Source organism: Mobilicoccus massiliensis (genome assembly GCF_000826525.2).
Taxonomy (GTDB): Bacteria; Actinomycetota; Actinomycetes; order Actinomycetales; family Dermatophilaceae; genus Mobilicoccus; species Mobilicoccus massiliensis.
Window position 1 is genome coordinate 537,683 of sequence record NZ_LN651331.1, and the last position, 21,135, is coordinate 558,817.

Genomic DNA, 21,135 nt, shown 5'->3' on the forward strand with positions numbered 1-21,135 from the left:
TAGACTCGTCGACAACACCGCACACCCGAGGAGACACGAGAAATGTCAGAACGCGTGACCATGCCGGCTCTGGGCGAGTCGGTCACCGAAGGCACCGTCACCCGCTGGCTCAAGAGCGTGGGCGACTCCGTGGAGGTCGACGAGCCCTTGCTCGAGGTCTCGACCGACAAGGTCGACACCGAGATCCCCTCCCCGGTCGCGGGCACCCTGACGAAGATCCTCGTCGACGAGGACGAGACGGTCGAGGTCGGAGCCGACCTCGCTCTCATCGGCGACTCCTCCGACGTCGAGGACGACGACTCCTCCGAGGGTGGGCAGTCGCAGGAGGAGCCGCAGGACTCCGGCAGCGACACCGAGGAGAAGAAGGAGTCCCAGGGCGCGCAGCCGGAGTCCGACGAGTCGGCGGCCGAGACCCCCACGACCCCGTCCGCCGAGTCCGACGAGCCCAAGAAGAAGCCGACCGGCGACGTCAGGGGTGGCGACCGCGTGACGATGCCGGCCCTGGGCGAGTCGGTGACCGAGGGCACCGTCACGCGCTGGCTCAAGTCCGAGGGTGACGAGGTCGAGGTCGACGAACCGCTGCTCGAGGTCTCCACCGACAAGGTCGACACCGAGATCCCCTCCCCCATCGCGGGCACGCTCACCAAGATCCTCGTCGGTGAGGACGAGACGGTCGAGGTCGGCGCCGACCTCGCGGTCATCGGCGGCGAGGCCTCCGGCGGGGGCGACGAGGAGCCCGAGCCGGCTCAGGAGGAGCCCGAGGAGAAGCCGGGGGAGAAGCCGGAGCCCGAGCAGGAGAAGAAGCCGGAACCGGCGAAGGAGGAGAAGCCCGAGCCGAAGAAGGAGACGCCGAAGGCGGAGAGCAAGCCTGCCGCCGACGAGGGCGCTCCGGCCAAGGCCGAGCAGACCGACGCCTCCGCCTACGTCACGCCGCTCGTGCGCAAGCTCGCGGCCGACCACGGTGTCGACCTCTCCACGCTCACGGGCACCGGCGTCGGCGGCCGCATCCGTAAGCAGGACGTGCTCGACGCGGCCAAGGCCGCCGAGGACGCGAAGAAGCAGGCCGAGGCCCCGGCTCCGTCGGCGCCGGCTGCTCCCGCGGCTCAGGCACCGCAGGCGGCTCCCGCGGCCCCCACCGCGGTCCCGGTGCCCTCCGACAAGCGTGGCACCAGCGAGAAGATGTCGCGTCTGCGCAAGATCATCGCTCAGCGCATGGTCGAGTCCCTGCAGGTCTCCGCGCAGCTCACGGCCGTCGTCGAGGTCGACATGTCTCGCGTCGCGGCCCTGCGTGCCCGCGCCAAGGCCGACTTCGAGAAGCGCGAGGGTGTCAAGCTCTCGTACCTGCCGTTCATCGCGTTGGCCACCATCGAGACGCTCAAGGCCTTCCCCACGCTCAACAGCAGCATCGAGGGTGAGGAGATCGTCTTCCACGGCGCCGAGCACCTCGGCATCGCGGTCGACACCGAGCGCGGCCTGCTCGTGCCGGTCATCAAGGATGCGGGTGACCTCAACATCGCCGGCATCGCCCGCAAGGTGGCCGATCTCGCCGAGCGCACCCGCACGAACAAGGTGACGCCGGACGAGCTGGGTGGTGGCACGTTCACGATCAGCAACATCGGCAGCAACGGTTCGCTGCTCGACACGCCGATCATCAACCAGCCGCAGGTCGGCATCCTCGGCACGGGTGCGATCGTCAAGCGCCCGGTCGTGGTCCAGGACGAGTACGGCAACGACTCGATCGCGATCCGGCACATGCAGTACCTCGTCCTCACCTACGACCACCGTGTGGTCGACGGCGCGGACGCGGGTCGGTTCTTGTCGGCGTTGAAGAAGCGCCTTGAAGAAGGTGCCTTCGAGGTCTGACGAAGTAGCGGCTCGCGGTGACACCGCACGAGCGAAGCGAGCCGGTGTCGCCGCGGGCCGCGTGAGGATGTGCGGTTCGACGGGGCGGTGGGGTCTCCTGCCGCCCCGTCGCCGTCGTGTCGGGTCTGGTTGTCGGGGCGGGAAGGGTTGTGCGATGGGGCAGGGGTTGTGCGATGGGGCGGTCGTCGGAGTTCGTGGGTCTGGGGCGAGGGGTGGGTTGACGTGCGTGTTGCTCTCACGGGTGCGTCGGGTCTGATCGGGTCGGCGTTGTCGCAGGCCTTGACGACGCGGGGCGATGAGGTCGTGCATCTGGTCCGTCGTGCGCCGCGGACCTCGGCGGAGCGGGAGTGGTCTCCTGGGGAGGCGCTGGATTCGGGTGTGCTCGGCGATGTCGACGTCGTCGTGCATCTCGCGGGGGCAGGGGTGGCGGATCGGCGGTGGACGCCGGAGTATCGCAAGACGATTCGGCGATCGCGCATCGACGGCACTCGGACGCTCGCGAACGCGGTCCTCGCGCAGGAACGGCCGGTGCGGGTCGTGAGCGGCTCGGCGGTGGGCATCTACGGCAGCGACCGAGGTGAGGAGGTCCTCACCGAGACGAGCGCTGCCGGCAAGGGATTCCTCGCCGACGTGGTGCGGGCGTGGGAGGGCGAGATGCGCCCGGTCGCGGCGGCGGGGATTCCGGTGGCGTTCGCGCGCACCGGCATCGTCCTGTCTGCCGACGGCGGTGCGATGGCCAAGGTGCTCCCGCTGGCGAAGGCGGCTCTGGGCGGTCCGCTCGGGGACGGTCACCAGTGGTGGCCGGTGGTGACGTTGGACGACGAGGTGGCGGCGCTCGTCTGGCTCGTCGATCACCCGGAGATCACCGGGCCGGTCAACATCGCGATTCCCGAGCCCGTACGGCAGGGGGAGTTCATGGCTCTGCTGGGTGAGGAGTTGCACCGGCCGTCGGTGATTCCCGCTCCCGCGTTCGCGCTGCGTGCGATGCTCGGCGGGTTCGCCGACGACGTCCTCGGCAGCCAGCGGGTCGCCCCCAGGGTGCTCGAGGAATCCGGCTTCACGTTCGCCCAGGGCGACGGCACGAGCGCCGCCCGTTGGCTCACGTCGCGTCGCGACAGGCAGGAGTGAGGAATGCGTTACGAGGAACTGGGGTTCGCGCCCGACTACGTGGACTACGTGCAGGCGTGGGATCACCAGCGTGAGGTGCACGCGGCGGTGGTCGCGGGTGAGCTGCCCGACACCGTGCTGCTGCTCGAGCACGCTGCCACGTACACCGCGGGCAAGCGCACCGAGCCTCACGAGCGGCCGTTCGACGGCACCCCGGTCGTCGAGGTCGACCGCGGGGGCAAGATCACGTGGCACGGCCCCGGGCAGCTCGTCGGCTATCCGATCGTGCACCTGCCCTCGCCGGTCGACGTCGTCGCGCACGTCCGTCGTCTCGAGGAGGCGATGATCGGCGTGTGCGCCGACCTCGGTGTGGACGCCGGGCGCGTCGAGGGCCGAAGCGGTGTGTGGATCGCCGCCGACGACCGTGGGCCGTGCCGCAAGATCGGCGCGATCGGCATCCGGGTCAGCCAGGAGGTGACGATGCACGGGTTCGCGCTCAACTGCGACTGCGACCTCTCGTGGGGTCAGGTGATCGTGCCGTGCGGCATCTCCGACGCCGGGGTCACGAGCCTGTCGACGGAGCTCGGGCGTGACGTCTCGGTGGCGGAGGTCCTTCCGCTCGCGAAGGCGCACCTCGATCGCGTGCTCGACCCGGTCTCCCTCCACGAGGCCACCGCCGCCCCGCTCGGCGCCTGACCGGGCCGCTGCAGGCGGACGGACATGTGCCCGGGACGCCTGCGGCGCTCCGACCTCCCCCGGGTACCCTGGGAGACCCACCACGGACGGGCCCATCGACAACCCGACTCGAACACGGCGCCGCGAACGAGACGCCGGCAACACGGCGACGACCGAGGCGCCATGGACCGGCAGCACGAGCAGGCATCACGCACAGGCACCACGTACAAGCACCACGTACAGGTACGGAAAGGATGGTCTTCGTGACCGTCGCACCAGAGGGACGCAGGCTCCTGCGCGTCGAGGCGCGCAACGCAGAGACCCCGATCGAACGCAAGCCGTCGTGGATCCGCACGACCGCCAAGATGGGGCCGGAGTACGCCGCCATGTCCAAGCGGGTCACGGGTCAGGGCCTGCACACCGTGTGTCAGGAGGCGGGCTGCCCCAACATCTTCGAGTGCTGGGAGGACCGGGAGGCCACCTTCCTCATCGGCGGTGACACGTGCACGCGCCGCTGCGACTTCTGCGACATCGCGACCGGCCGGCCCGGGCCGTTGGACGTCGACGAGCCGCGCAAGGTCGCGGAGTCCATCGTGCAGATGAACCTGCGTTACGCCACGGTCACCGGTGTCGCTCGCGACGACCTGCCCGACGGCGCGGCCAAGTTGTACGCCGACACGATCCGCGAGATCCACGCGCTCAACCCGAACACCGGCGTCGAGATCCTCCCGCCCGACTTCGGCGCCCGGCCCGAGCTCGTCGGTCAGGTCTTCGACGCGCGGCCGGAGGTGTTCGCGCACAACCTCGAGACCGTCGCCCGCATCTTCCGCAAGATCCGGCCGGCGTTCACGTACGAGAAGTCCCTCAAGGTCATCACGATGGCCAAGGAGGAGGGCCTCGTCACCAAGTCCAACCTCATCCTCGGCATGGGCGAGGAGGAGCACGAGATCGCCCAGGCCATCCGCGACCTGCACGACGCGGGCTGCGACATCCTCACGATCACCCAGTACCTGCGCCCCTCCAAGCTCCACCACCCGATCGACCGGTGGGTCAAGCCCGAGGAGTTCATCGCCTGGTCGGAGTTCGCCGAGGAGACCGGCATGCTCGGTGTCATGGCCGGCCCGCTCGTGCGCTCGTCCTACCGCGCCGGCCGCCTCTGGGCCCAGGCCATGCGCAAGGCGGGACGCGAGCTGCCCGACAACCTCGCCCACCTGGCGCAGAGTGCCGACGAGCCGGCCCGCCAGGAGGCGGCCACCCTCGTCGAGCGACGCCTCACCCCGACCACCTCTCGCTGAACCCCGACCAAGGAGCACGACCACCACGATGGCCCGCACGTCCAAGGGCGCGAGTGCCGCGCCGGCGCCGCCGAAGAAGCCGCGGTTCGAGAAGCTGCGTCAGATCTACACCCTCGCCAAGAACGACGACCCGCAGATCCTGGTCAAGCTCGTCGGGATCACGCTGGCGGTCGTTCTCGTCGGTCTCGTCATCGGGCTCGTCGTCAAGCACCCGCTCTACTGGAGTCTCGTCTTCCTGCCCCTCGGTGTGCTCGCCGCGTTCATCTACCTCACGCGTCGGGCCGAGCGGGCGGCGTACAACGCCATCGAGGGGCGTCCCGGAGCCTCGGGAGCGGTGCTGCAGGGATTGCGCCGGGGGTGGAGCTACTCCGAGGAGCCCGTCGCCGTCGAGGGCGGCCGAGGCCAGAACATGCAGGACGCGGCGATGGTGTTCCGCGCCGTCGGGCGCGCGGGCGTCGTGCTCATCGGCGAGGGACCGCAGGGCCGGGCCTCGAAGCTGCTCCTGGGCGAGAAGCGCAAGGTCAACCGCCTCACCCCGAACGTGCCGGTGACGTTGTTCCGCGTCGGCTCGGGCGAGCCCAACCCGAAGACGGGCGAGGAGGTGCTCGCGCCCCGCGACATCGTGCGTCGCATGGGCAGGCTCAAGAAGACCCTCACCCCCACCGAGGTCACCGAGGTCGACCGGCGGCTGCGGGCCCTCGGCGCCCAGCGGCCTCCGATTCCCAAGGGCATGGATCCCAACCGCGTCCGCTCGATGGGCCGGGGCAGCCAGTTCCGCTGACCCGGCTCGATCCGGCTCTGCGACGCGGCTGCGTGGGGTCGACGTGGCGGTGGGGTTCAGCGGGCGCGGACGAGCACCGTTCCGGGCAGCTTGTCGTGCAGGCCGCGTTCGTCGCGGTCGTAGATCAGGCCCGGCACGACGAGGGCGATGAGCACGGTCCGCCAGAGGGCGGCCACCGGCCCGGCCCATCCGCCGTCGACGCGCACGACCCGCAGCCCGAGGATCCGGTGACCGATCGTCGAGCCGGTCGTGCCGACGAGCAGCAGGTGCATCGCGAGGAAGACGAGGCTGGGCAGGAACACGCCGAGACCGCCCTCGCCCTGCCGGTAGCCGAGGAACGCCATCGCGATCAGCTGGCAGACGACTCCGTCGACGAGCAGGGCCGGGATGCGCCGGGTGAACGGGGCGATCGAACCGGGACCGTGCTCCGGGAGGCCGAGCCGTTCCCCGGGGTAACGGTGATCGTCGGGAGTCGTGGGGGGTCCGGAGAGCCAGGATCCGACGTCACGACGTTCCACCATGCCGGTCAGCCTATCGGCCGCGCACTCCCCTTCCCTTCGCGTCTCTCCCCCGCCGTCGCCACCGGCGGGCCGCGACACGAAACACCGGTGAAACACAGCGGTGACGAGCACTTAACGGCGACTCGTTAGTGTCGCCTCGACAGTGGACGCCGACCCGGTGTCCGGATCCTGAGGAGAGCAGCGTGTTCACCACACCAGAAGAGGTTCTTGCGTTCATCGAGGACGAGGGTGTCGAGTTCGTCGACATCCGGTTCTGCGATCTTCCCGGTGTGATGCAGCACTTCAACATCCCTGCGAGCACGGTCGACATCGACTTCTTCACCGAGGGACAGGCGTTCGACGGCTCGTCGATCCGCGGATTCCAGGCCATCCACGAGTCCGACATGAAGCTCATCCCGGATGTGACGACGGCGTATCTCGATCCGTTCCGGGACCACAAGACGCTCATCATGAACTTCTCGATCGTCGACCCGTTCACCGACGAGCCGTACTCGCGCGATCCGCGGAACATCGCGGCGCGTTCCGAGGCCTACCTGCGGTCGACGGGAATCGCCGACACGGTGTTCTTCGGGGCCGAGGCGGAGTTCTACGTCTTCGACGACATCCGCTTCGAGAACTCGCCGCAGTCGACGTTCTACAAGCTCGACTCCGTCGAGGCGGCGTGGAACACCTCACGTGAGGAGGAGGGCGGCAACAAGGGGTACAAGACGGCGTTCAAGGGCGGCTACTTTCCCGTGCCGCCGGTCGACCACTTCGCCGACATCCGCGACGCGATGTGCCTGCGGATGGCCGAGGTGGGCCTCAAGGTCGAACGCAGCCACCACGAGGTCGGCACCGCCGGTCAGCAGGAGATCAACTACCGGTTCGATTCCCTGCTCGCGGCGGCGGACGACGTGATGAAGTTCAAGTACGTCATCAAGAACACGGCCTGGGAGTTCGGCAAGAGCGCGACGTTCATGCCCAAGCCCCTGCTCGGCGACAACGGCTCGGGAATGCACACGCACCAGTCGCTGTGGAAGGACGGCGAGCCGCTGTTCTACGACGAGCAGGGTTACGGCGGCCTGTCGGATCTCGCCCGCTGGTACATCGGTGGGCTGCTCACGCACGCGCCGGCGCTGCTGGCGTTCACGAACCCCTCGGCGAACTCCTACCACCGGCTCGTGCCGGGTTTCGAGGCGCCGGTGAACCTCGTCTATTCGGCGCGGAACCGTTCGGCGTGTATCCGCATTCCGGTGGCGGGGGCGTCGCCGAAGGCGAAGCGCATCGAGTTCCGCATTCCCGACCCGTCGGCGAACCCGTACCTGTCGTTCGCGGCACAGCTCATGGCGGGGTTGGACGGCATCCGTAACCGCATCGAGCCGCCGGAGCCGATCGACAAGGACCTCTACGAGTTGCCGCCGGAGGAGCACGCGGACATCGAGCAGGTGCCGTGCACGTTGGAGCAGGTGCTCGACGCGCTCGAGGCCGACCACGAGTTCCTGCTCGAGGGTGACGTGTTCAGCGAGGACCTGATCCGCACGTGGATCGACTGGAAGCGGGAGAACGAGGTCGCGCCATTGCGTCTGCGGCCGCATCCGTACGAGTTCCAGATGTATTACGACATCTGACGAAGATGAGGCCGGGGGTAGGAGCGCAGCGAAGCGAGCATCCTGCCTCGGGTCGAATCGAGGAAGATTCGCCGACGATTACGACATCTGAGGAACAGAGCCCGGAGGTAGGAACCGCAGCGGGGCGAGGATTCCTGCCGCAGGGTGATGGGACTCAGATGGCGTCGAGAACATCGCCATCTGTCCCCTGATCCGGAAGTAGGAACCGCAGCGCAGCGAGGATTCCTGCCGCAGGGTGATGGGACTCAGATGGCGTCGAGAACATCGCCATCTGTCCCCTGATCCGGAAGTAGGAACCGCAGCGCAGCGAGGATTCCTGCCGCACGAGCCGTCATCGCGTCGTCGGTGGCGGCTCGTGTCGTGTTCGGGTGTGGTGACGATCTCAGGCCGTCCCGGGGACCGCGCCCTCGTGTCGGGCCGAGACTGGCGGTATGGAGATCGCGGTGTTGGGGACGGGGTCGTATCTGCCGGAGCGGGTCGTGGACAACGACGAGGTGGGTCGCGCGGCGGGTGTCGACGACGAGTGGATCGTGTCGAAGACGGGGATCCGGCAGCGGCGGTGGGTGGCGGAGGAGCAGGCGACGTCGGATCTGGCGATCGAGGCGGCCCGGGCTGCGCTCGACTCGGCCGGGGTGGTGGCCGAGGACATCGCGTTCGTCGTCGTGGCCACGTCCTCGCCGGATCATCCGCAGCCGCCGACGGCGGTGTACGTCCAGGACGCGGTCGGTGCGTCGGGGGCGGCGGCGTTCGACATGAACGCGGTGTGCAGCGGGTTCGTGTTCGCGGTGGCGGTCGTGGCTCGGATGCTCGCGGGCGGGGGTGGATACGCGCTGGTGGTGGGGGCCGACATCTACTCCCACATCCTCAACCCGGAGGACCGGCGCACGGTCGCGTTGTTCGGTGACGGGGCCGGGGCGGTCATGCTGGGGCCGGCGGGCGGCGTCGGCCATGAAGAGGGGCGGGCGGTCAAGGAGTTCGTGCTCGAGGAACTGCCGCCGCTTGTGGCGGCCTTCCTCGACGAGGCGGGTGTCGACCCCGCCGACGTCGATCATTTCGTGCCGCACCAGGCCAACCGCCTCATGCTCGCCGAGCTGTTCCCGCGGCTCGGTCTCACGGACGCGCGGATGCACGAGACGATCGTGGAGTACGGCAACACCGGCGCCGCCTCGGTCGGCATCACCCTCGACGAGGCCGCCCGCGCAGGCGAGTTCGATCGAGGTGACCTCGTCCTCCTCGCGGGGTTCGGCGGCGGGATGGCCGCCGGTCTCGCGCTCCTGCGGTGGTGATCTAGGCCACGATGTCCCGCATTCCAGACACCAATCCGGCGACAGTCGGCACCCGCAAGGCGATTCGCTGAGAGGCTGCACCCCGTACCTCATACGACGATGTAGCGAGGAAGTGAGTCAGCGGATGACGCTTCGACAACAGATCATGCGCCGCAAGCCTCTGGCAGCGGCAGACGAGGGTTCCGACGAGGCCGGCCATCTCAAACGGTCCATCGGCACCTTCCAGCTCACGATGTTCGGTGTGGGCGCCACCGTCGGCACCGGAATCTTCTTCGTGTTGCAGGAGGCCGTGCCCCACGCCGGCCCGGCCGTGCTCATCTCGTTCCTCATCGCCGGCATCGCGGCGGGCCTGTCGGTGCTGTGCTACGCCGAACTCGCGGCCGCCATCCCGGTCAGCGGGTCGACGTACTCCTACGCCTACCACACGCTCGGCGAGGGCATGGCCATGGTCATCGCGGCGTGCGTGCTGCTCGAGTACGGCGTGTCGACGTCGGCCGTGGCCGTCGGGTGGAGCGGGTACTTCAACGAGCTGACCCACGGTCTGTTCGGCTGGCAGCTTCCGCAGAGCTTGTCGTACGCCCCCATCCCCTTCTACGAGCCGGACGGATCGATCGCCGATCCCACGGGCATCGTCAACCTGCCGGCGGTTGTCCTCGTGTTCCTCTGCATGTTCCTGCTGCTGCGTGGCGCGACGGAGTCGGCGACGGTGAACACGATCATGGTGCTCATCAAGCTCTCGGTGCTCATCATGTTCGCGGTCATCGCGTTCACCGCGTTCCAGGCCGACCGTTTCGACAACTTCTGGTCGGCGGGTGCGGGTGGGATCAGTACCGCCGCCGCGACGATCTTCTTCTCGTTCATCGGTCTGGATGCGGTCGCGACGGCCGGTGAGGAGGTCAGGGATCCACAGCGGGCGTTGCCGCGGGCGCTCATGGCCGCGCTCTTCGTCGTCATCGGCGTCTACCTGCTCGTCGCGGCCGCCGGCGTCGGTTCCCAGCCGCTGCAGGAGTTCTCGAGTCCCGACCAGCAAAGTGCCGGCCTCGCGGTCATCCTCCGCAACGTCACGGGCTCGGAGATCCCGGCGATCATCCTGGCGGCCGGCGCCGTCATCTCGGTGTTCTCGGTCACCCTCGTCACGCTCTACGGCCAGACCCGCATCCTCTTCGCGATGGGTCGTGACGGCATGGTCTCCCCCAGGTTCGCGCACGTGAACCCGCGCACGATGACGCCGAACTACAACACCGTGGTCGTCTCGATCGTCATCGCGATCATCGCGGGCATCGTGCCTGCGGGGTATCTGTGGGACACGGTCTCGATCGGCACGCTCGTCGCGTTCACCGTGGTCGCGGTCGCCGTCGTCGTGTTGCGACGCACGCAGCGTGACCTCTACCGGCCGTTCCGGGTGCCGGGATACCCCGTCACCCCGGTCCTCGCCGTCGTCGCGTGCGTCTACGTGCTCTGGGGCCTGCCGTGGCACACGTGGGCCGCGTTCTTCGTCTGGCTCGCGATCGTGCTGGCCTTCTACTACGTCTACGGCCGCAAGCACGCCGCATTGGCCCGGCTGCGGCACGTCCCCGAGGATGTTCTCGAGCCGGGCGCCGGCGTGCACGCGTCCGAGGCCACCCGTACCCGCATCGACCCCGAGGAGGATCCCCGATGACGTCGACCTACGTCGTGGGCTGGACCCCGTTCCACCGTGACGCCGGATCCATCGAGCTGGCCTGCCGCTTCGCGCGATCCACGGGAGCCCGGCTGCACGTCGTCTCGGTGTTGCCGAGCGGGTGGGGTGGCATCGCGCGCCGCGATCCCCAGTCCGCCGAGGCCGAGGCCGAGCGGGCCCTGCACGAGGCTCGCAGCGTCATGGACGCCGCCGGCGTCGAGGGCGAGACCGTCGCCACGACCGGCCGGTCCGTTCCGCAGACCCTGCTCGACGCCGTCCGTGAGACCGAGGCCCGCTGCCTCGTCCTCGGTTCGGGCACGGAGGCGGGCATCGGTCACATCGACGTCTCGTCGAAGGCCGGCCGGTTGCTGCACTCCAGCCCGGTCGCCGTCGCCGTCGCCCCGCGCGGCTATCGCGGCAAGGACGGCAAGCTCTCACGCGTCACGTGTGCCTACCGAGACCACGAGTCCTCCGAGCCGGCACTGAACCGTGCGGCGATCCTCGCCGAGGCGGCCGACGTTCCCCTGCGGGTCGTCACGTTCGGCGTCGAGCCTCGCCGCATGGTGCCCACGGAGGTCAGCGGTGACGCCGAGATGGTCCTGGAGCAGTGGCGCACCCAGGCCGCCGCCGCCCTCGACCGCGCGATCGCCTCCCTGCCCGACGACCAGCAGCACACCGGTGACATCTTCATCGGCCGCACGTGGGACGAGGCGCTGAACGAGGCGGATTGGGAGGACGGTGACGTCCTCATCGTCGGGTCGTCCTCGACGAGCCAGATCGCCCAGGTGTTCCTCGGTTCCAGTGCGACCAAGATCGTGCGCCAGTCCCCGGTGCCGGTCGTCGTCGTGCCCAGCCGAACCGCCGATTGATCCCTCAGGTTGCGTATCGAACGCGGCCCGAGGACACGACACGCCCTTCGGCTCGTTCCATCGAACGGACCGAAGGGCGTGCCGCTCACTACCCCGAGTTCGGCGCCTTCAGGAAGCCGTGCGCCGGCGACAGCATTACAGGTGAGCGGGGCTTCTCGAACGGACGAGGAGCACGACCCGGCGCGGGCCGGAGCCAGTTGTCCTGTGGTCGCGGCGGATCAGCCATGTCGACATCCCCGTGGCCGTCTCAGCTTTCGGGCACGCCGTCCGGTGCGGGGCCTGGGGGCTCGTGGCGGCGGGAGCCGGGACCGGCCTACGCGGGTGCCGCCGGGTCGGCCAGAGCAGCGTCGACCCGCTCTCGTAGGTCGGCCGGCAGGTCGTCCACGGCCCGCGTGGCGGTGCGCAGCGCGGCCCGGGCGGCGGTGACCGTGGCCTGGGCGGAGACGGCGGCGCGTTCGGCCTCCTCGCAACGCGTGAGATGACCGCGCACCGCAAGGTGTTCGGGACGCGTCTCCGACAGGCCGGCGAGTTCGAGGAGGTCGACCTGCAGCACCGAGGACAGATCGCAGGCCTCGGTGAGCCGCACCGGCCGCAATCCCTTCTCGGTCTTGACGACGGTCTGCTGGTGCCACGGATGCCCGAGTGCCGCCATCTCCTCGGCGAGCCGGGCCTGAGTCATGCCCAGGTGCTCCCGCAGCCTCTGCATTCCCGCGCCGATCCGCGCGTCCGTCGTCGCCGTCATGGCGTCGACCCTACTGCGCGCCACGGACGACCCGAGGCACTCGTCGTCTCCTGCCCTACCGACGCCGTGACCTGCGCCTCTTCGTGAAGTGGCCGGAAACGGCGGCTGTCTCGGCGCGGTCAGGCGTCCAGGGCGTGACCGTCGTGGGGCCTCTTCGGCCCGCTCACGTCCTGTTCGTCGTCGTGGGTCTCCTCGTGCATGCGGTCGAGCGCTGCGGCTTCGAGCGTCTCGCCCGCGAGCGGTACCGACCATCGCAGCAACGTGCCGGAGGGCTGGGTGGACGTGGCCTCGAACGTGCCTCCGTGGCGGGTGGCGCGGCCGGCGAGGTTGGCCAGGCCGCTGCGATCGGCGTCCTGGCGAAGGCCCACGCCGTTGTCGACGACGGTGACGACGAGGTCGTCGCCCGTGTTGCTCACCCGCACCCGGGCATCGGTGGCACGGGCGTGCCGGGCGACGTTGGCGAGGGCCTCGCGCACCACGGCGACGACGTCGGGGACGAGGGTCTCGGGGATGTCGGAGAGGCGGCCCTCGAACGAGACGTCCGGAACGAATCCGAAGGCCACCGTGGCCTTCTCGACGACCGACTCGAGCTCCGGCCCGAGCCCGCCCTGCGGAAAACCATGGTGCAGTTCAAAGATCGCCGAGCGGATGTCCTTGACGGCGAGATCGAGTTCGTCGACGACGAACTCGATGCGTTCGGCGACCTTGCCCTCGGCGATGCGGCCCACGGCCTGCAGAGTGAGACCGGCGGCGAAGAGTCGTTGGATGACGTGGTCGTGCATGTCGCGCGCGATGCGGTCGCGGTCCTCGAGCAACACGGCGCGCGAACGGTGCCGCTGAGCGCGCGCGGCCTCGATGGCGAGGCCCATGCTGTCGGCGAAGCCACCGAGCAGGTCCATCGTCTCCACAACCCCCGCGGGCGCATCGGCCCCCCAGCTCAGCACGACGAGCCCGACCTCCACCTCACCGACGGCCATGGGCACGACCACGGTCGTCGCGGGGCGCGGCAGTCCTGCCGGAACCCGGAGTTGGTTGGACAGCTCGCCGCCGCCGATGTCACCGGGCTCGAACCGCAGCTGCACCGGGGTGCGGCTCGCCATGAGCATCCGCCACCGGTGGTCGTCGAGCACTCGCCCGCGCACGTCGAGCCCCTTGCCGTCGGTGTCGACGGCCTGCACCACGAGGCCGCCCTCGGTGTCGGGAACGAGCAACGCGCACATCTCGGCCTCGCCGAGCTCGCGGGCCTGTTTGACCATGCGGGCCAACGCCGAACGCTCGTTGCGACCTTCGAGGAGGGTCTGGGTGAGCTCCCCCACGGCCTTGGACCACTCCTCGGCCCGCCGCGCGCGCCGGTACAGCTGAGCGTTGTCGACCGCGATGCCCGCCGCCGCTGCCAGTGCGACGAGCACCGACTCGTCGTCCTCGGTGAAGGTCTGCCCGTCGGCCTTCTCGGTGAGGTAGAGGTTGCCGAACACCGCGTCGTGCACACGGATCGGGGCGCCGATGAACGTGCGCATCGGGGGGTGTCCGGGCGGAAAGCCCACGGCCTGCGGGTGGCTCCCCATGTCGTCGACGCGCTGGGGCACGGGATCCTCCAGCAGGAGGCCCAGCAGCCCCTCACCGTGGGGCAAGGTGCCGATGCGCTCGGCCTCCCCCGGTTCGAGCCCGTGGTGCACGAACTCGATGAGCTGTCCCCCGGCCGGGTCGATGACACCGATGGCCCCGTAGCGCGCCTCGAGCAGGGTGCAGGCCGACTCGATGACCTGGGTGAGCACCACCGACAAGTCGAGTTCGCTGCTCATCGCGACGACCGCGTCGAGAAGCGCGGCCAGGCGGGTCTGGGAGCGGCTCGCGCCCTGGGTGCGCTGCCGGATCTCGTCGAACAGATCCTCGAGGTCCAGGCTCGACGGCCGGGTGAAGCCCCGCAGCGGGGGGCCCGGGGTCGCGTCGGGGTCGCTCATGCTCCCGATGGTACGAGGGCCGTTCGACGCGGCGATCGGGGACGCTCGACCCGCCGCCGCACTCAGGCGTCCTGTCGCGCGCGGCGACCGCGTCCCGGGGTGCCGACCGTGCCCCCGGCGGTCGCGCCGGACTGTGCAGGCTCGGCCCGCTCGGAAGCCGACGTCGACTCCTCGGGTGCCGACGCCGTCGGGCGCGCCGTGCGCACGTCGCACGCGGCGTGTTCGAGGCAGTACATCGCGAGGGCAGACATCTCCTCGGGGTCGTCGCTGCCGATGACGAGCACGCCGGCGCTGCGGCTGCGTTCGACGAGCACCGGGCCGGGCTCCCCGACGGCGATCTCGAACGAGACCGGAACCCGCGAGGACTCGCGCAGCGCCTTGAGGGCGGCCGCGAACGTGTTCGCGCCGGCCGCGTCGCGTTCGGACGCCGTGGAGCCGGGCTCGATGACCTGGACGAACCGGACCCGCGCCCCGCGTGCCGCGGCCTCACGGACGGCAGCGCGTGCGACCCGTCCCGCCGACGGGCCCGGGACGAGTCCGGCCACGACATCGAGAACGGGTGCGGACGCCCGGTCGGCGTGTTCCCAGCGGCCACGAGTCATGCCGACAGAGTCCGACGAAACCGCAGCTGAGGCCAAGGGTCCAAGGTCCTGCGGCACCCCGGTCACCGCTCGGATCGGCCCGGTCGCTCGGCGAGTTCGTCGGCGTGCGTGGCGGCGAAGACGGCGGCCTGGGTGCGTCGTTCCATGCCCAGTTTGGCGAGCACGGCGGTGATGTAGTTCTTCACGGTCTTCTCGGCGAGGAAGAGTTCCGCGCCGATCTGCCGGTTGGTGAGGCCCTTGGCGACGTGCAGCAGGATGCGGCGTTCCTGCGGGGTGAGGCTGCGCAACCGGGGGTCGCCCGGCTCGGCGGCGGCGAGCTTGTCCTGGATCGAGCGCACGTCGTCCTCGGCGAGCAACCGCTCCCCCGCGGCCACGCGGCGCACGGCGTCGACGAAGTCGGCCCCGCGGATGTCCTTGAGCAGATAACCGGAGGCGCCGGCGAGCACGGCGGCGGTGAGCGCCCGCTCGTCGTCGAACGACGTGAGGATGAGTCCGGCGATGTTCTCGTCGAGCGACCGCACCGTGCGACACACCTCGATCCCCGAACCATCGGGCAGCCGTGCGTCGAGGACGGCGACGTCGGGGCGCAGGGCGGGGATGCGGCGGGCGGCCTCCTCGGCGGACCCGGATTCGCCCACGACCTGCAGATCGTCCTCGAGCTCCAGCAGTTCGCGCAGGCCTCGCCGCACGATCTCGTGGTCGTCGAGCAGGTACACCGTGATCGACATCGTCACCTCGTCTTCGGCCCTGGAGGGCGGATCGGACACACTCGGTCGTCCATTATCGACATACCGCGTTCCTCGCGCGGACCACTCCTGCTGTCGGCGCCGATTCCGCTGTGGGCCGCGCGCGTCGACGGTCAGGGACAAACCGGGCGAATCCGGGGACGTCGGGCAGAACGAGGGTGTGGGGCGGTCAGGGCCGACCGCGCAGGTCGTCCCCGACCGGGTGACCCCGCCGGCGTTCGGGCTCCTCGGCGCGACCGTAGAAGAGGCGATCGGTCACCGCCCGGGCTCGGCGTGCCGCGCGCAGGTAGCGCTCGGTGAGGTCGACACCACTGCCGGGTGGCCCCCCGAGGATGCGGTGCATCGCCTCCGCGTCGCGCATGCTGACCGGCAGGGAGTCGCCGACGCGGGCGCGCCACAGCACAGCGGCGTTGCGGATCTCCGAGGCGAGTCGCCACGCCTGTTCCAACGCGTCGGCGTCGCCCGGGTCGATAAGCGAGGCATCCTTCGCCGCCGTCAGCGCACCCAGCGTGGACGTGGTGCGCAGCGCGGGCACCGCGTGGGCGTGACGCATCTGCACGAGCTGGGTCGTCCATTCGACGTCCGAGAGCCCGCCACGGCCGAGCTTGACGTGCCGCTTCGGATCGGCGCCACGAGGAAGGCGTTCGGCCTCCATGCGCGCCTTGAGACGCCGGATCTCGCGCACCGCGGTCTCGTCGAGCACACCCGGGGCATAGCGCACCTCGTCGGCCATGCGCGCGAACTCCGCACCGAGCGCGGCGTCCCCCGCGACCGGGCGTGCGCGCAGCAGCGCCTGGTGCTCCCAGGCCTGCGACCACCGCGCGTAGTACGTGCGATATCCCTCGAGCGTTCGGGTGAGCGGGCCGTTCTTGCCCTCGGGCCGCAGGTCGACGTCGATCTCCAGGGCGGGGTCGGGCCTGTTCTGGCGGGTCGAGCGACGCAGCTCCTGCACGACCGCGGTGACGGCGGCTGCGACCTGCTGGGGATCGGCGCCCGGGTACGGGCGGTGGACGACCATGACGTCGGCGTCGGAGCCGTACCCGAGTTCGCGTCCGCCGAGCCGGCCCATGCCGATGAGCGCGATGTCGGCCTCGACGGGCTCGCCCCGCTCGGCGGCGACCTTGGCCGTCGCGAGGTCGAGGGCGACGTCGAGCAGCGCCTCGGTGATGTCGGTGAGCCCGGCTCCGACCTGCTCGAGCGTGAGTTCGCCGACGAGATCGGCGAGCGCGACGCGAAAGAGCTCGAGGCGGCGCACGACCCGGGCCGCCTGCACGGCCGTCCCGGGGTCGTCCTTGCGGGCCGCGGCGCTGCGCATGGTGCGGGCGATCGCCTCCGCGTCACGCGGCCGCAGGCCGGAGTCCTCGCCGAGCATCCTGACCGATTCCGGTGCGCGCTCGAGCAGTTCGGCCGCGTACCGGCTGCGGGCGAGGACGTGGGCGAGACGTTCGGCGGCCCGGCCCTCGTCGCGCAGCATCCGCAGGTACCACGGGGACCGCCCCAGCGATTCGCTCACCTGCCGGAACGCGAGCAGTCCCGCGTCGGGGTCGGCCTCGTCGGCGAACCAGCCGAGCATGACCGGCAGCAGGGTGCGTTGGATGGCGGCCGTGCGCGAGGGCCCCGCCGTGAGGGCCTCGAGGTGGCGCAAGGCCCCGGCCGGGTCGCGGTACCCGAGTGCGGCGAGCCGGTCGCGCGCCGCGTCGGGGCTGAGCCTGGCCTCGTCGGAGGAGAGGCGGGCCACCGCCGCGAGCAGGGGACGGTAGAACAGGGACTCGTGAAGGCGGCGCACCTCGCGGGATTCCTCGGCCCACCGATCGGCGACGGCCGTCTCGGGATCGGCGCGCAGCCCGAGGGAGCGCCCGATGCGGCGCAGCTCGGCACCGGCGGTGGGCATGAGGTGCGTCCGGCGCATCTTGTAGACCTGGATGCGGTGTTCGAGGCTGCGCAGCAGGCGGTAGGCCTGGTCGAGTCGGGCCGCATCCCGCCGGGCGACGTAACCACCGGCGGCGAGCTGCTCGAGTGCCTCCAGCGTGCGCGGGGAACGCACCGAAGGGTCGGTTCGTCCGTGCACGAGCTGCAGGAGTTGGGCGCTGAACTCGATGTCGCGCAGACCGCCGACGCCCAGCTTGATCTCGCGAGGCGCCTCGGCGCGCGGCAGTTGGGCCTCGACGCGCAGTCGCATCGCCTGCACGTCCTCGACGAAGTGGTCACGCGAGGCGACCTCCCACACCATCGGAGACACGGCGTCGAGGTAGGCCTGCCCGACCTCCGCGTCCCCCGCGACGACGCGCGCCTTGAGCAGCGCCTGGAACTCCCACGTCTTGGCCCAACGCGTGTAGTAGGCGAGATGGCTCGCGACCGTGCGCACGAGCGGGCCCTGCCGGCCCTCGGGTCGCAGCGCGGCGTCGACCTGCCAGAGCGTGCCCTCCGTGGTGTGCGCCGAACAGATCCTCATCAGCGCCGAGGCCAGCCGCGTCGCGGCGGCGATCGCCTCGGCCTCGGAGACCGCCTGCTCGTCGGCCTCCCCGTTCGTCCCGTGGGCGCCGCCCGGGGTGCCCGGCGGCTCGGCCACGAAGATCACGTCGACGTCGGAGACGTAGTTGAGTTCGCGCCCGCCGGTCTTGCCCATGCCGATGACCGCGAGACGGCACCGGGTGGCGTCCTCGGGGTGCTCCTCGCGGGCCAGGTCGAGGGCGGCTTCGAGGGCCGCCGCGGCGAGGTCGGCCAGCGCCTCGGCGGTCGGTTCGAGCGTCGAGATCGGGTCGGGGGACGCGAGGTCGGCGGCCGCGATGCCGAGGAGTTGACGGCGGTAGGCGACGCGCAGCGCGTCCGGCCCCGACACGTCGCCACGGGCCCCCGGCGAGACCCGCCGGCACAGATCCGTGGCCCGGCCCACCGCGTCGAGGGGCTCGGGACGGGCGGCGTCGATCCACTGATCGGGATGACGCACGAGGTGGTCGCCGAGCGCGCTGGAGGCACCGAGCACCGCGAGCAACCGGTCCCGATCCTCGCCGTGCCGGGACAGCGTCTCGCGCAGCTCCCCGGCCCGGGCGTCCGCCTGCCCATCGGCCGCCTCGAGGAGCCGGACCAGCGCGAGCAACGCGAGGTCGGGGTCCGCGGTCCACGCGACGGCGCGCAACAGGCCGGTCGAGTCGTTCTCGAGGTCGACGAGGCCGTCGAGCACCGCAGATGCGGCGAGCGACAGCGCCCGGCGCGTGTCGTCGAACCCCAGCCGGGCGACGTAGCCCGTGGTGCTCTGCGCGCGGGCGGCCATCAGAGGAGCGGCAGCAGCCGCTCGAGCTCGAACGGCGTCACCTGGGCGCGGTAGTCGGCCCATTCGCGGCGCTTGTTGCGCAGGAACACGTCGAAGACGTGCTCGCCGAGAGCGCCGGCGACGAGGTCGGAGCGAGCCATCGCCGACGTCGCCTCGTCGAGGGAGGAAGGCAGCGGCACGATGCCGAGGGCATGCCGTTCGCCGTCGGTGAGCTGCCACACGTCGTCCTCCGCCTCCTCCGGCAACTCGTACTCGTGCTCGATGCCGGCGAGCCCGGCGGTGAGGAGCACGGCGAAGGCCAGATAGGGGTTGCAGGCCGGATCGACCGTGCGCACCTCGATGCGGCTGCTGTTCTCCTTGCCCGGCTTGTACAGGGGGACGCGCACCATCGCGCTGCTGTTGTTGTGCCCCCAGCAGATGTGCGCGGGCGCCTCTCCCCCACCCCACAGGCGCTTGTAGCTGTTGACCCATTGGTTGGTGACCGCGCTGATCTCGGGCCCGTGGTGGAGCAGGCCGGCGATGAACTGTCGTCCGATCCTGCTGAGCTGGTAGGGCGCTCCCGCTTCGTGGAACGCGTTGTGATCGCCCTCGAACAGCGACAGGTGGGTGTGCATGCCCGAGCCCGGAACGCCCGAGAGGGGCTTGGGCATGAACGAGGCGTAGCAGTTCTGTTGGGCCGCGACCTCCTTGATCACGGCGCGGAAAGTCATGATGTTGTCGGCGGTCGACAGTGCGTCGGCGTAACGCAGGTCGATCTCGTTCTGGCCCGGGCCGCCCTCGTGATGGCTGAACTCCACCGAGATGCCCATCGACTCGAGGATCGTCGTCGCCTCGCGGCGGAAGTCCTGCCCCAGGCCGTCGTGGACGTGGTCGAAGTAGCCCGCGTGGTCGATGGGGCGGGGGGCGACGCCCGGCACGATCGGGTTCTCGAAGAGGTAGAACTCGATCTCGGGGTGGGTGTAGAAGGTGAACCCGAGATCGGCCGCCTTGTCGAGGGCGCGGCGCAGGACCTGGCGCGGGTCTCCCGGGCTCGGGGAGCCGTCGGGGGTGTGGATGTCGGCAAACATGCGTGCCGTGAGCGGCGGCTCGTTCGGCCACGGCAGCACCTGGAACGTGGCGGGATCGGGTCGCACGAGCATGTCGGACTCGGTGATGCGCGAGAACCCCTCGATCGCCGACCCGTCGAAGCCGAGCCCCTCCTCGAACGCGCTCTCGAGCTCGGCCGGGGCCACGGCCACGGACTTCAGCGTGCCGACGACGTCGGTGAACCACAGCCGGATGAACCGGATGTCGCGTTCCTCGATCGCCCTCAGCACGTATTCCTGTTGCCGATCCATGCCTCAATCCTGCCTCATCGGCCGGCTCGTCGGCCCGTGCCGGGAAGCGGGCCGCAGCGCGGGTGTCGGCCTCGTGCCTGGTCGCGGCGGGTGCCGGACGAGGTGGGCGGGGTGCCGGTGTCGGCGGCGGACCCCGGCCCGACGAGCGCGGCGAGGGTGAAGACCCAGAACGGCAACCCGGTGAAGACGACGACCCCGACGACGACGACCACGGCGACGTCGAGCACATGCCCCTTCTCGGCCGGCGGAGCGGTCGCGTCGAAGCCGACGGCCGTGAGGAGGGCGAGCAGCACGACCGCGACGATCGCCGCCACCGTCGTCACCGCGGCGAACATCCAGCGGGCACGGTCGGAGGCCCACACCCGGCCCCGGCGGGTCCGGTGATGGACGAGGACGGTGAACGCGGCCACGAGGATCGGGAACGCCACGAGCGGAACGAGATCGGTGACGGCGGCACCGGCCTCGGCGAGGTCGCCGAGGGTGAGCGCGCCGAACCCGATCGAGACGAGCAGCGCCACGACCGACACCGCACCCGAGCGCACCGCGATCTCTCGCATTCCCGTCTCCGTCCCACGTTGCATCGCCCGAGAGCGCCGGCGTCGTCGTTCTCCGCCCCGGCCCCGCCCAGGATCGTACGGCCACGAGACGATCGCCGTTCGACGCCGCCGGCGGACGCGCGGTGTCGCGACGGGCTCGTCGTCTCGGCGCCCACCTGCCGAACGCGGACCAAAAAGAGGGCCCAAAGTCATGGACGCCGCGGGCCCTCAGGTGGTGTGGTGGTCAGACGAGTTCTCCCCCGCCGAGGGGCAGCC

General features: G+C 70.5%; 17 protein-coding genes. 9 read left to right on the forward strand and 8 right to left on the reverse strand.

Annotated features, from left to right (window positions below):
* Window positions 1-42: 42 nt before the first annotated feature.
* The 5 genes from sucB to BN1197_RS15360 all read left to right on the forward strand — a co-directional run bounded on the left by sucB (window position 43) and on the right by BN1197_RS15360 (window position 5,721).
* A complete protein-coding gene (sucB, locus tag BN1197_RS15340; protein ID WP_040161023.1) occupies window positions 43-1,863 on the forward strand; it encodes a 2-oxoglutarate dehydrogenase, E2 component, dihydrolipoamide succinyltransferase in 1,821 nt (606 codons plus the stop codon).
* 222 nt (window positions 1,864-2,085) lie between these two features.
* On the forward strand, window positions 2,086-2,991 hold the full coding sequence (locus BN1197_RS15345) for a TIGR01777 family oxidoreductase (RefSeq protein ID WP_040161028.1): 906 nt from the start codon (window positions 2,086-2,088) through the stop codon (window positions 2,989-2,991).
* Window positions 2,992-2,994: 3 nt separating this feature from the next.
* Window positions 2,995-3,666 (forward strand): lipoyl(octanoyl) transferase LipB, encoded by a 672-nt coding sequence (gene lipB / locus BN1197_RS15350; protein ID WP_040161031.1) that lies wholly within the window; start codon window positions 2,995-2,997, stop codon window positions 3,664-3,666.
* Window positions 3,667-3,908: 242 nt separating this feature from the next.
* Entirely contained in the window at window positions 3,909-4,940 is a 1,032-nt protein-coding gene (lipA, locus tag BN1197_RS15355; protein ID WP_040161652.1) for a lipoyl synthase, read from the forward strand.
* A 28-nt stretch (window positions 4,941-4,968) separates the two neighbouring features.
* Window positions 4,969-5,721, forward strand: coding sequence for a DUF4191 domain-containing protein (locus tag BN1197_RS15360; protein WP_040161033.1), 753 nt, complete (start codon window positions 4,969-4,971; stop codon window positions 5,719-5,721).
* 56 nt (window positions 5,722-5,777) lie between these two features.
* Here the strand turns inward: BN1197_RS15360 and BN1197_RS15365 are convergent, their stop codons facing one another.
* Window positions 5,778-6,242, reverse strand: coding sequence for an RDD family protein (locus tag BN1197_RS15365; RefSeq protein ID WP_040161036.1), 465 nt, complete (start codon window positions 6,240-6,242; stop codon window positions 5,778-5,780).
* A 182-nt stretch (window positions 6,243-6,424) separates the two neighbouring features.
* Here BN1197_RS15365 and glnA point away from each other — a divergent pair, with 182 nt between their 5' ends.
* From glnA to BN1197_RS15385, 4 genes are all read left to right on the forward strand, one after another.
* Window positions 6,425-7,849, forward strand: a complete 1,425-nt coding sequence (glnA, locus tag BN1197_RS15370; protein WP_040161038.1) for a type I glutamate--ammonia ligase — start codon at window positions 6,425-6,427, stop codon at window positions 7,847-7,849.
* A 431-nt stretch (window positions 7,850-8,280) separates the two neighbouring features.
* Window positions 8,281-9,135, forward strand: coding sequence for a 3-oxoacyl-ACP synthase III family protein (locus tag BN1197_RS15375; protein WP_040161041.1), 855 nt, complete (start codon window positions 8,281-8,283; stop codon window positions 9,133-9,135).
* 124 nt (window positions 9,136-9,259) lie between these two features.
* Window positions 9,260-10,795: an amino acid permease gene (locus BN1197_RS15380; RefSeq protein WP_052466809.1), complete on the forward strand. Its 1,536-nt coding sequence runs from the start codon at window positions 9,260-9,262 to the stop codon at window positions 10,793-10,795.
* Window positions 10,792-11,664 carry a universal stress protein gene (locus BN1197_RS15385; protein WP_040161044.1) on the forward strand — a complete coding sequence of 291 codons (873 nt, stop codon included), beginning with the start codon at window positions 10,792-10,794 and terminating at the stop codon, window positions 11,662-11,664. The genes BN1197_RS15380 and BN1197_RS15385 overlap by 4 nt, the downstream gene beginning before the upstream one ends.
* A 313-nt stretch (window positions 11,665-11,977) precedes the next feature.
* Here BN1197_RS15385 and BN1197_RS15390 read toward each other — a convergent pair whose 3' ends face one another.
* From BN1197_RS15390 to BN1197_RS15420, 7 genes are all read right to left on the reverse strand, one after another.
* Window positions 11,978-12,406 carry a helix-turn-helix domain-containing protein gene (locus tag BN1197_RS15390; protein ID WP_040161047.1) on the reverse strand — a complete coding sequence of 143 codons (429 nt, stop codon included), beginning with the start codon at window positions 12,404-12,406 and terminating at the stop codon, window positions 11,978-11,980.
* 119 nt (window positions 12,407-12,525) lie between these two features.
* Window positions 12,526-14,367: a GAF domain-containing sensor histidine kinase gene (locus BN1197_RS15395; protein WP_082043957.1), complete on the reverse strand. Its 1,842-nt coding sequence runs from the start codon at window positions 14,365-14,367 to the stop codon at window positions 12,526-12,528.
* A 62-nt stretch (window positions 14,368-14,429) separates the two neighbouring features.
* Window positions 14,430-14,969, reverse strand: coding sequence for a universal stress protein (locus tag BN1197_RS15400; RefSeq protein ID WP_082043958.1), 540 nt, complete (start codon window positions 14,967-14,969; stop codon window positions 14,430-14,432).
* A 62-nt stretch (window positions 14,970-15,031) separates the two neighbouring features.
* Window positions 15,032-15,697: a response regulator gene (locus tag BN1197_RS15405; protein WP_040161053.1), complete on the reverse strand. Its 666-nt coding sequence runs from the start codon at window positions 15,695-15,697 to the stop codon at window positions 15,032-15,034.
* 187 nt (window positions 15,698-15,884) lie between these two features.
* The gene (locus BN1197_RS15410; protein WP_052466810.1) at window positions 15,885-18,986 is read right to left on the reverse strand and encodes a bifunctional [glutamine synthetase] adenylyltransferase/[glutamine synthetase]-adenylyl-L-tyrosine phosphorylase; all 3,102 of its coding nucleotides are present in this window, start codon (window positions 18,984-18,986) and stop codon (window positions 15,885-15,887) included.
* Window positions 18,986-20,323, reverse strand: a complete 1,338-nt coding sequence (locus tag BN1197_RS15415) for a glutamine synthetase family protein (protein ID WP_040161056.1) — start codon at window positions 20,321-20,323, stop codon at window positions 18,986-18,988. Before BN1197_RS15415 ends, BN1197_RS15410 begins: the two co-directional genes overlap by 1 nt.
* A gap of 14 nt (window positions 20,324-20,337) precedes the next feature.
* Window positions 20,338-20,880 (reverse strand): hypothetical protein, encoded by a 543-nt coding sequence (locus BN1197_RS15420; protein ID WP_096807373.1) that lies wholly within the window; start codon window positions 20,878-20,880, stop codon window positions 20,338-20,340.
* Window positions 20,881-21,135 lie beyond the last annotated feature (255 nt).

Bases quoted from the DNA above. Each gene is read 5' to 3' on its own strand.
- sucB (WP_040161023.1), top strand. From the start codon at position 43: ATGTCAGAACGCGTGACCATGCCGGCTCTGGGCGAGTCGGTCACCGAA.
- lipB (WP_040161031.1), top strand. From the start codon at position 2,995: ATGCGTTACGAGGAACTGGGGTTCGCGCCCGACTACGTGGACTACGTG.
- BN1197_RS15360 (WP_040161033.1), top strand. From the start codon at position 4,969: ATGGCCCGCACGTCCAAGGGCGCGAGTGCCGCGCCGGCGCCGCCGAAG.
- BN1197_RS15365 (WP_040161036.1), bottom strand. From the start codon at position 6,242: ATGGTGGAACGTCGTGACGTCGGATCCTGGCTCTCCGGACCCCCCACG.
- BN1197_RS15375 (WP_040161041.1), top strand. From the start codon at position 8,281: ATGGAGATCGCGGTGTTGGGGACGGGGTCGTATCTGCCGGAGCGGGTC.
- BN1197_RS15380 (WP_052466809.1), top strand. From the start codon at position 9,260: ATGACGCTTCGACAACAGATCATGCGCCGCAAGCCTCTGGCAGCGGCA.
- BN1197_RS15385 (WP_040161044.1), top strand. From the start codon at position 10,792: ATGACGTCGACCTACGTCGTGGGCTGGACCCCGTTCCACCGTGACGCC.
- BN1197_RS15390 (WP_040161047.1), bottom strand. From the start codon at position 12,406: ATGACGGCGACGACGGACGCGCGGATCGGCGCGGGAATGCAGAGGCTG.
- BN1197_RS15395 (WP_082043957.1), bottom strand. From the start codon at position 14,367: ATGAGCGACCCCGACGCGACCCCGGGCCCCCCGCTGCGGGGCTTCACC.
- BN1197_RS15400 (WP_082043958.1), bottom strand. From the start codon at position 14,969: ATGACTCGTGGCCGCTGGGAACACGCCGACCGGGCGTCCGCACCCGTT.
- BN1197_RS15405 (WP_040161053.1), bottom strand. From the start codon at position 15,697: ATGTCGATCACGGTGTACCTGCTCGACGACCACGAGATCGTGCGGCGA.
- BN1197_RS15410 (WP_052466810.1), bottom strand. From the start codon at position 18,986: ATGGCCGCCCGCGCGCAGAGCACCACGGGCTACGTCGCCCGGCTGGGG.
- BN1197_RS15415 (WP_040161056.1), bottom strand. From the start codon at position 20,323: ATGGATCGGCAACAGGAATACGTGCTGAGGGCGATCGAGGAACGCGAC.
- BN1197_RS15420 (WP_096807373.1), bottom strand. From the start codon at position 20,880: ATGCGAGAGATCGCGGTGCGCTCGGGTGCGGTGTCGGTCGTGGCGCTG.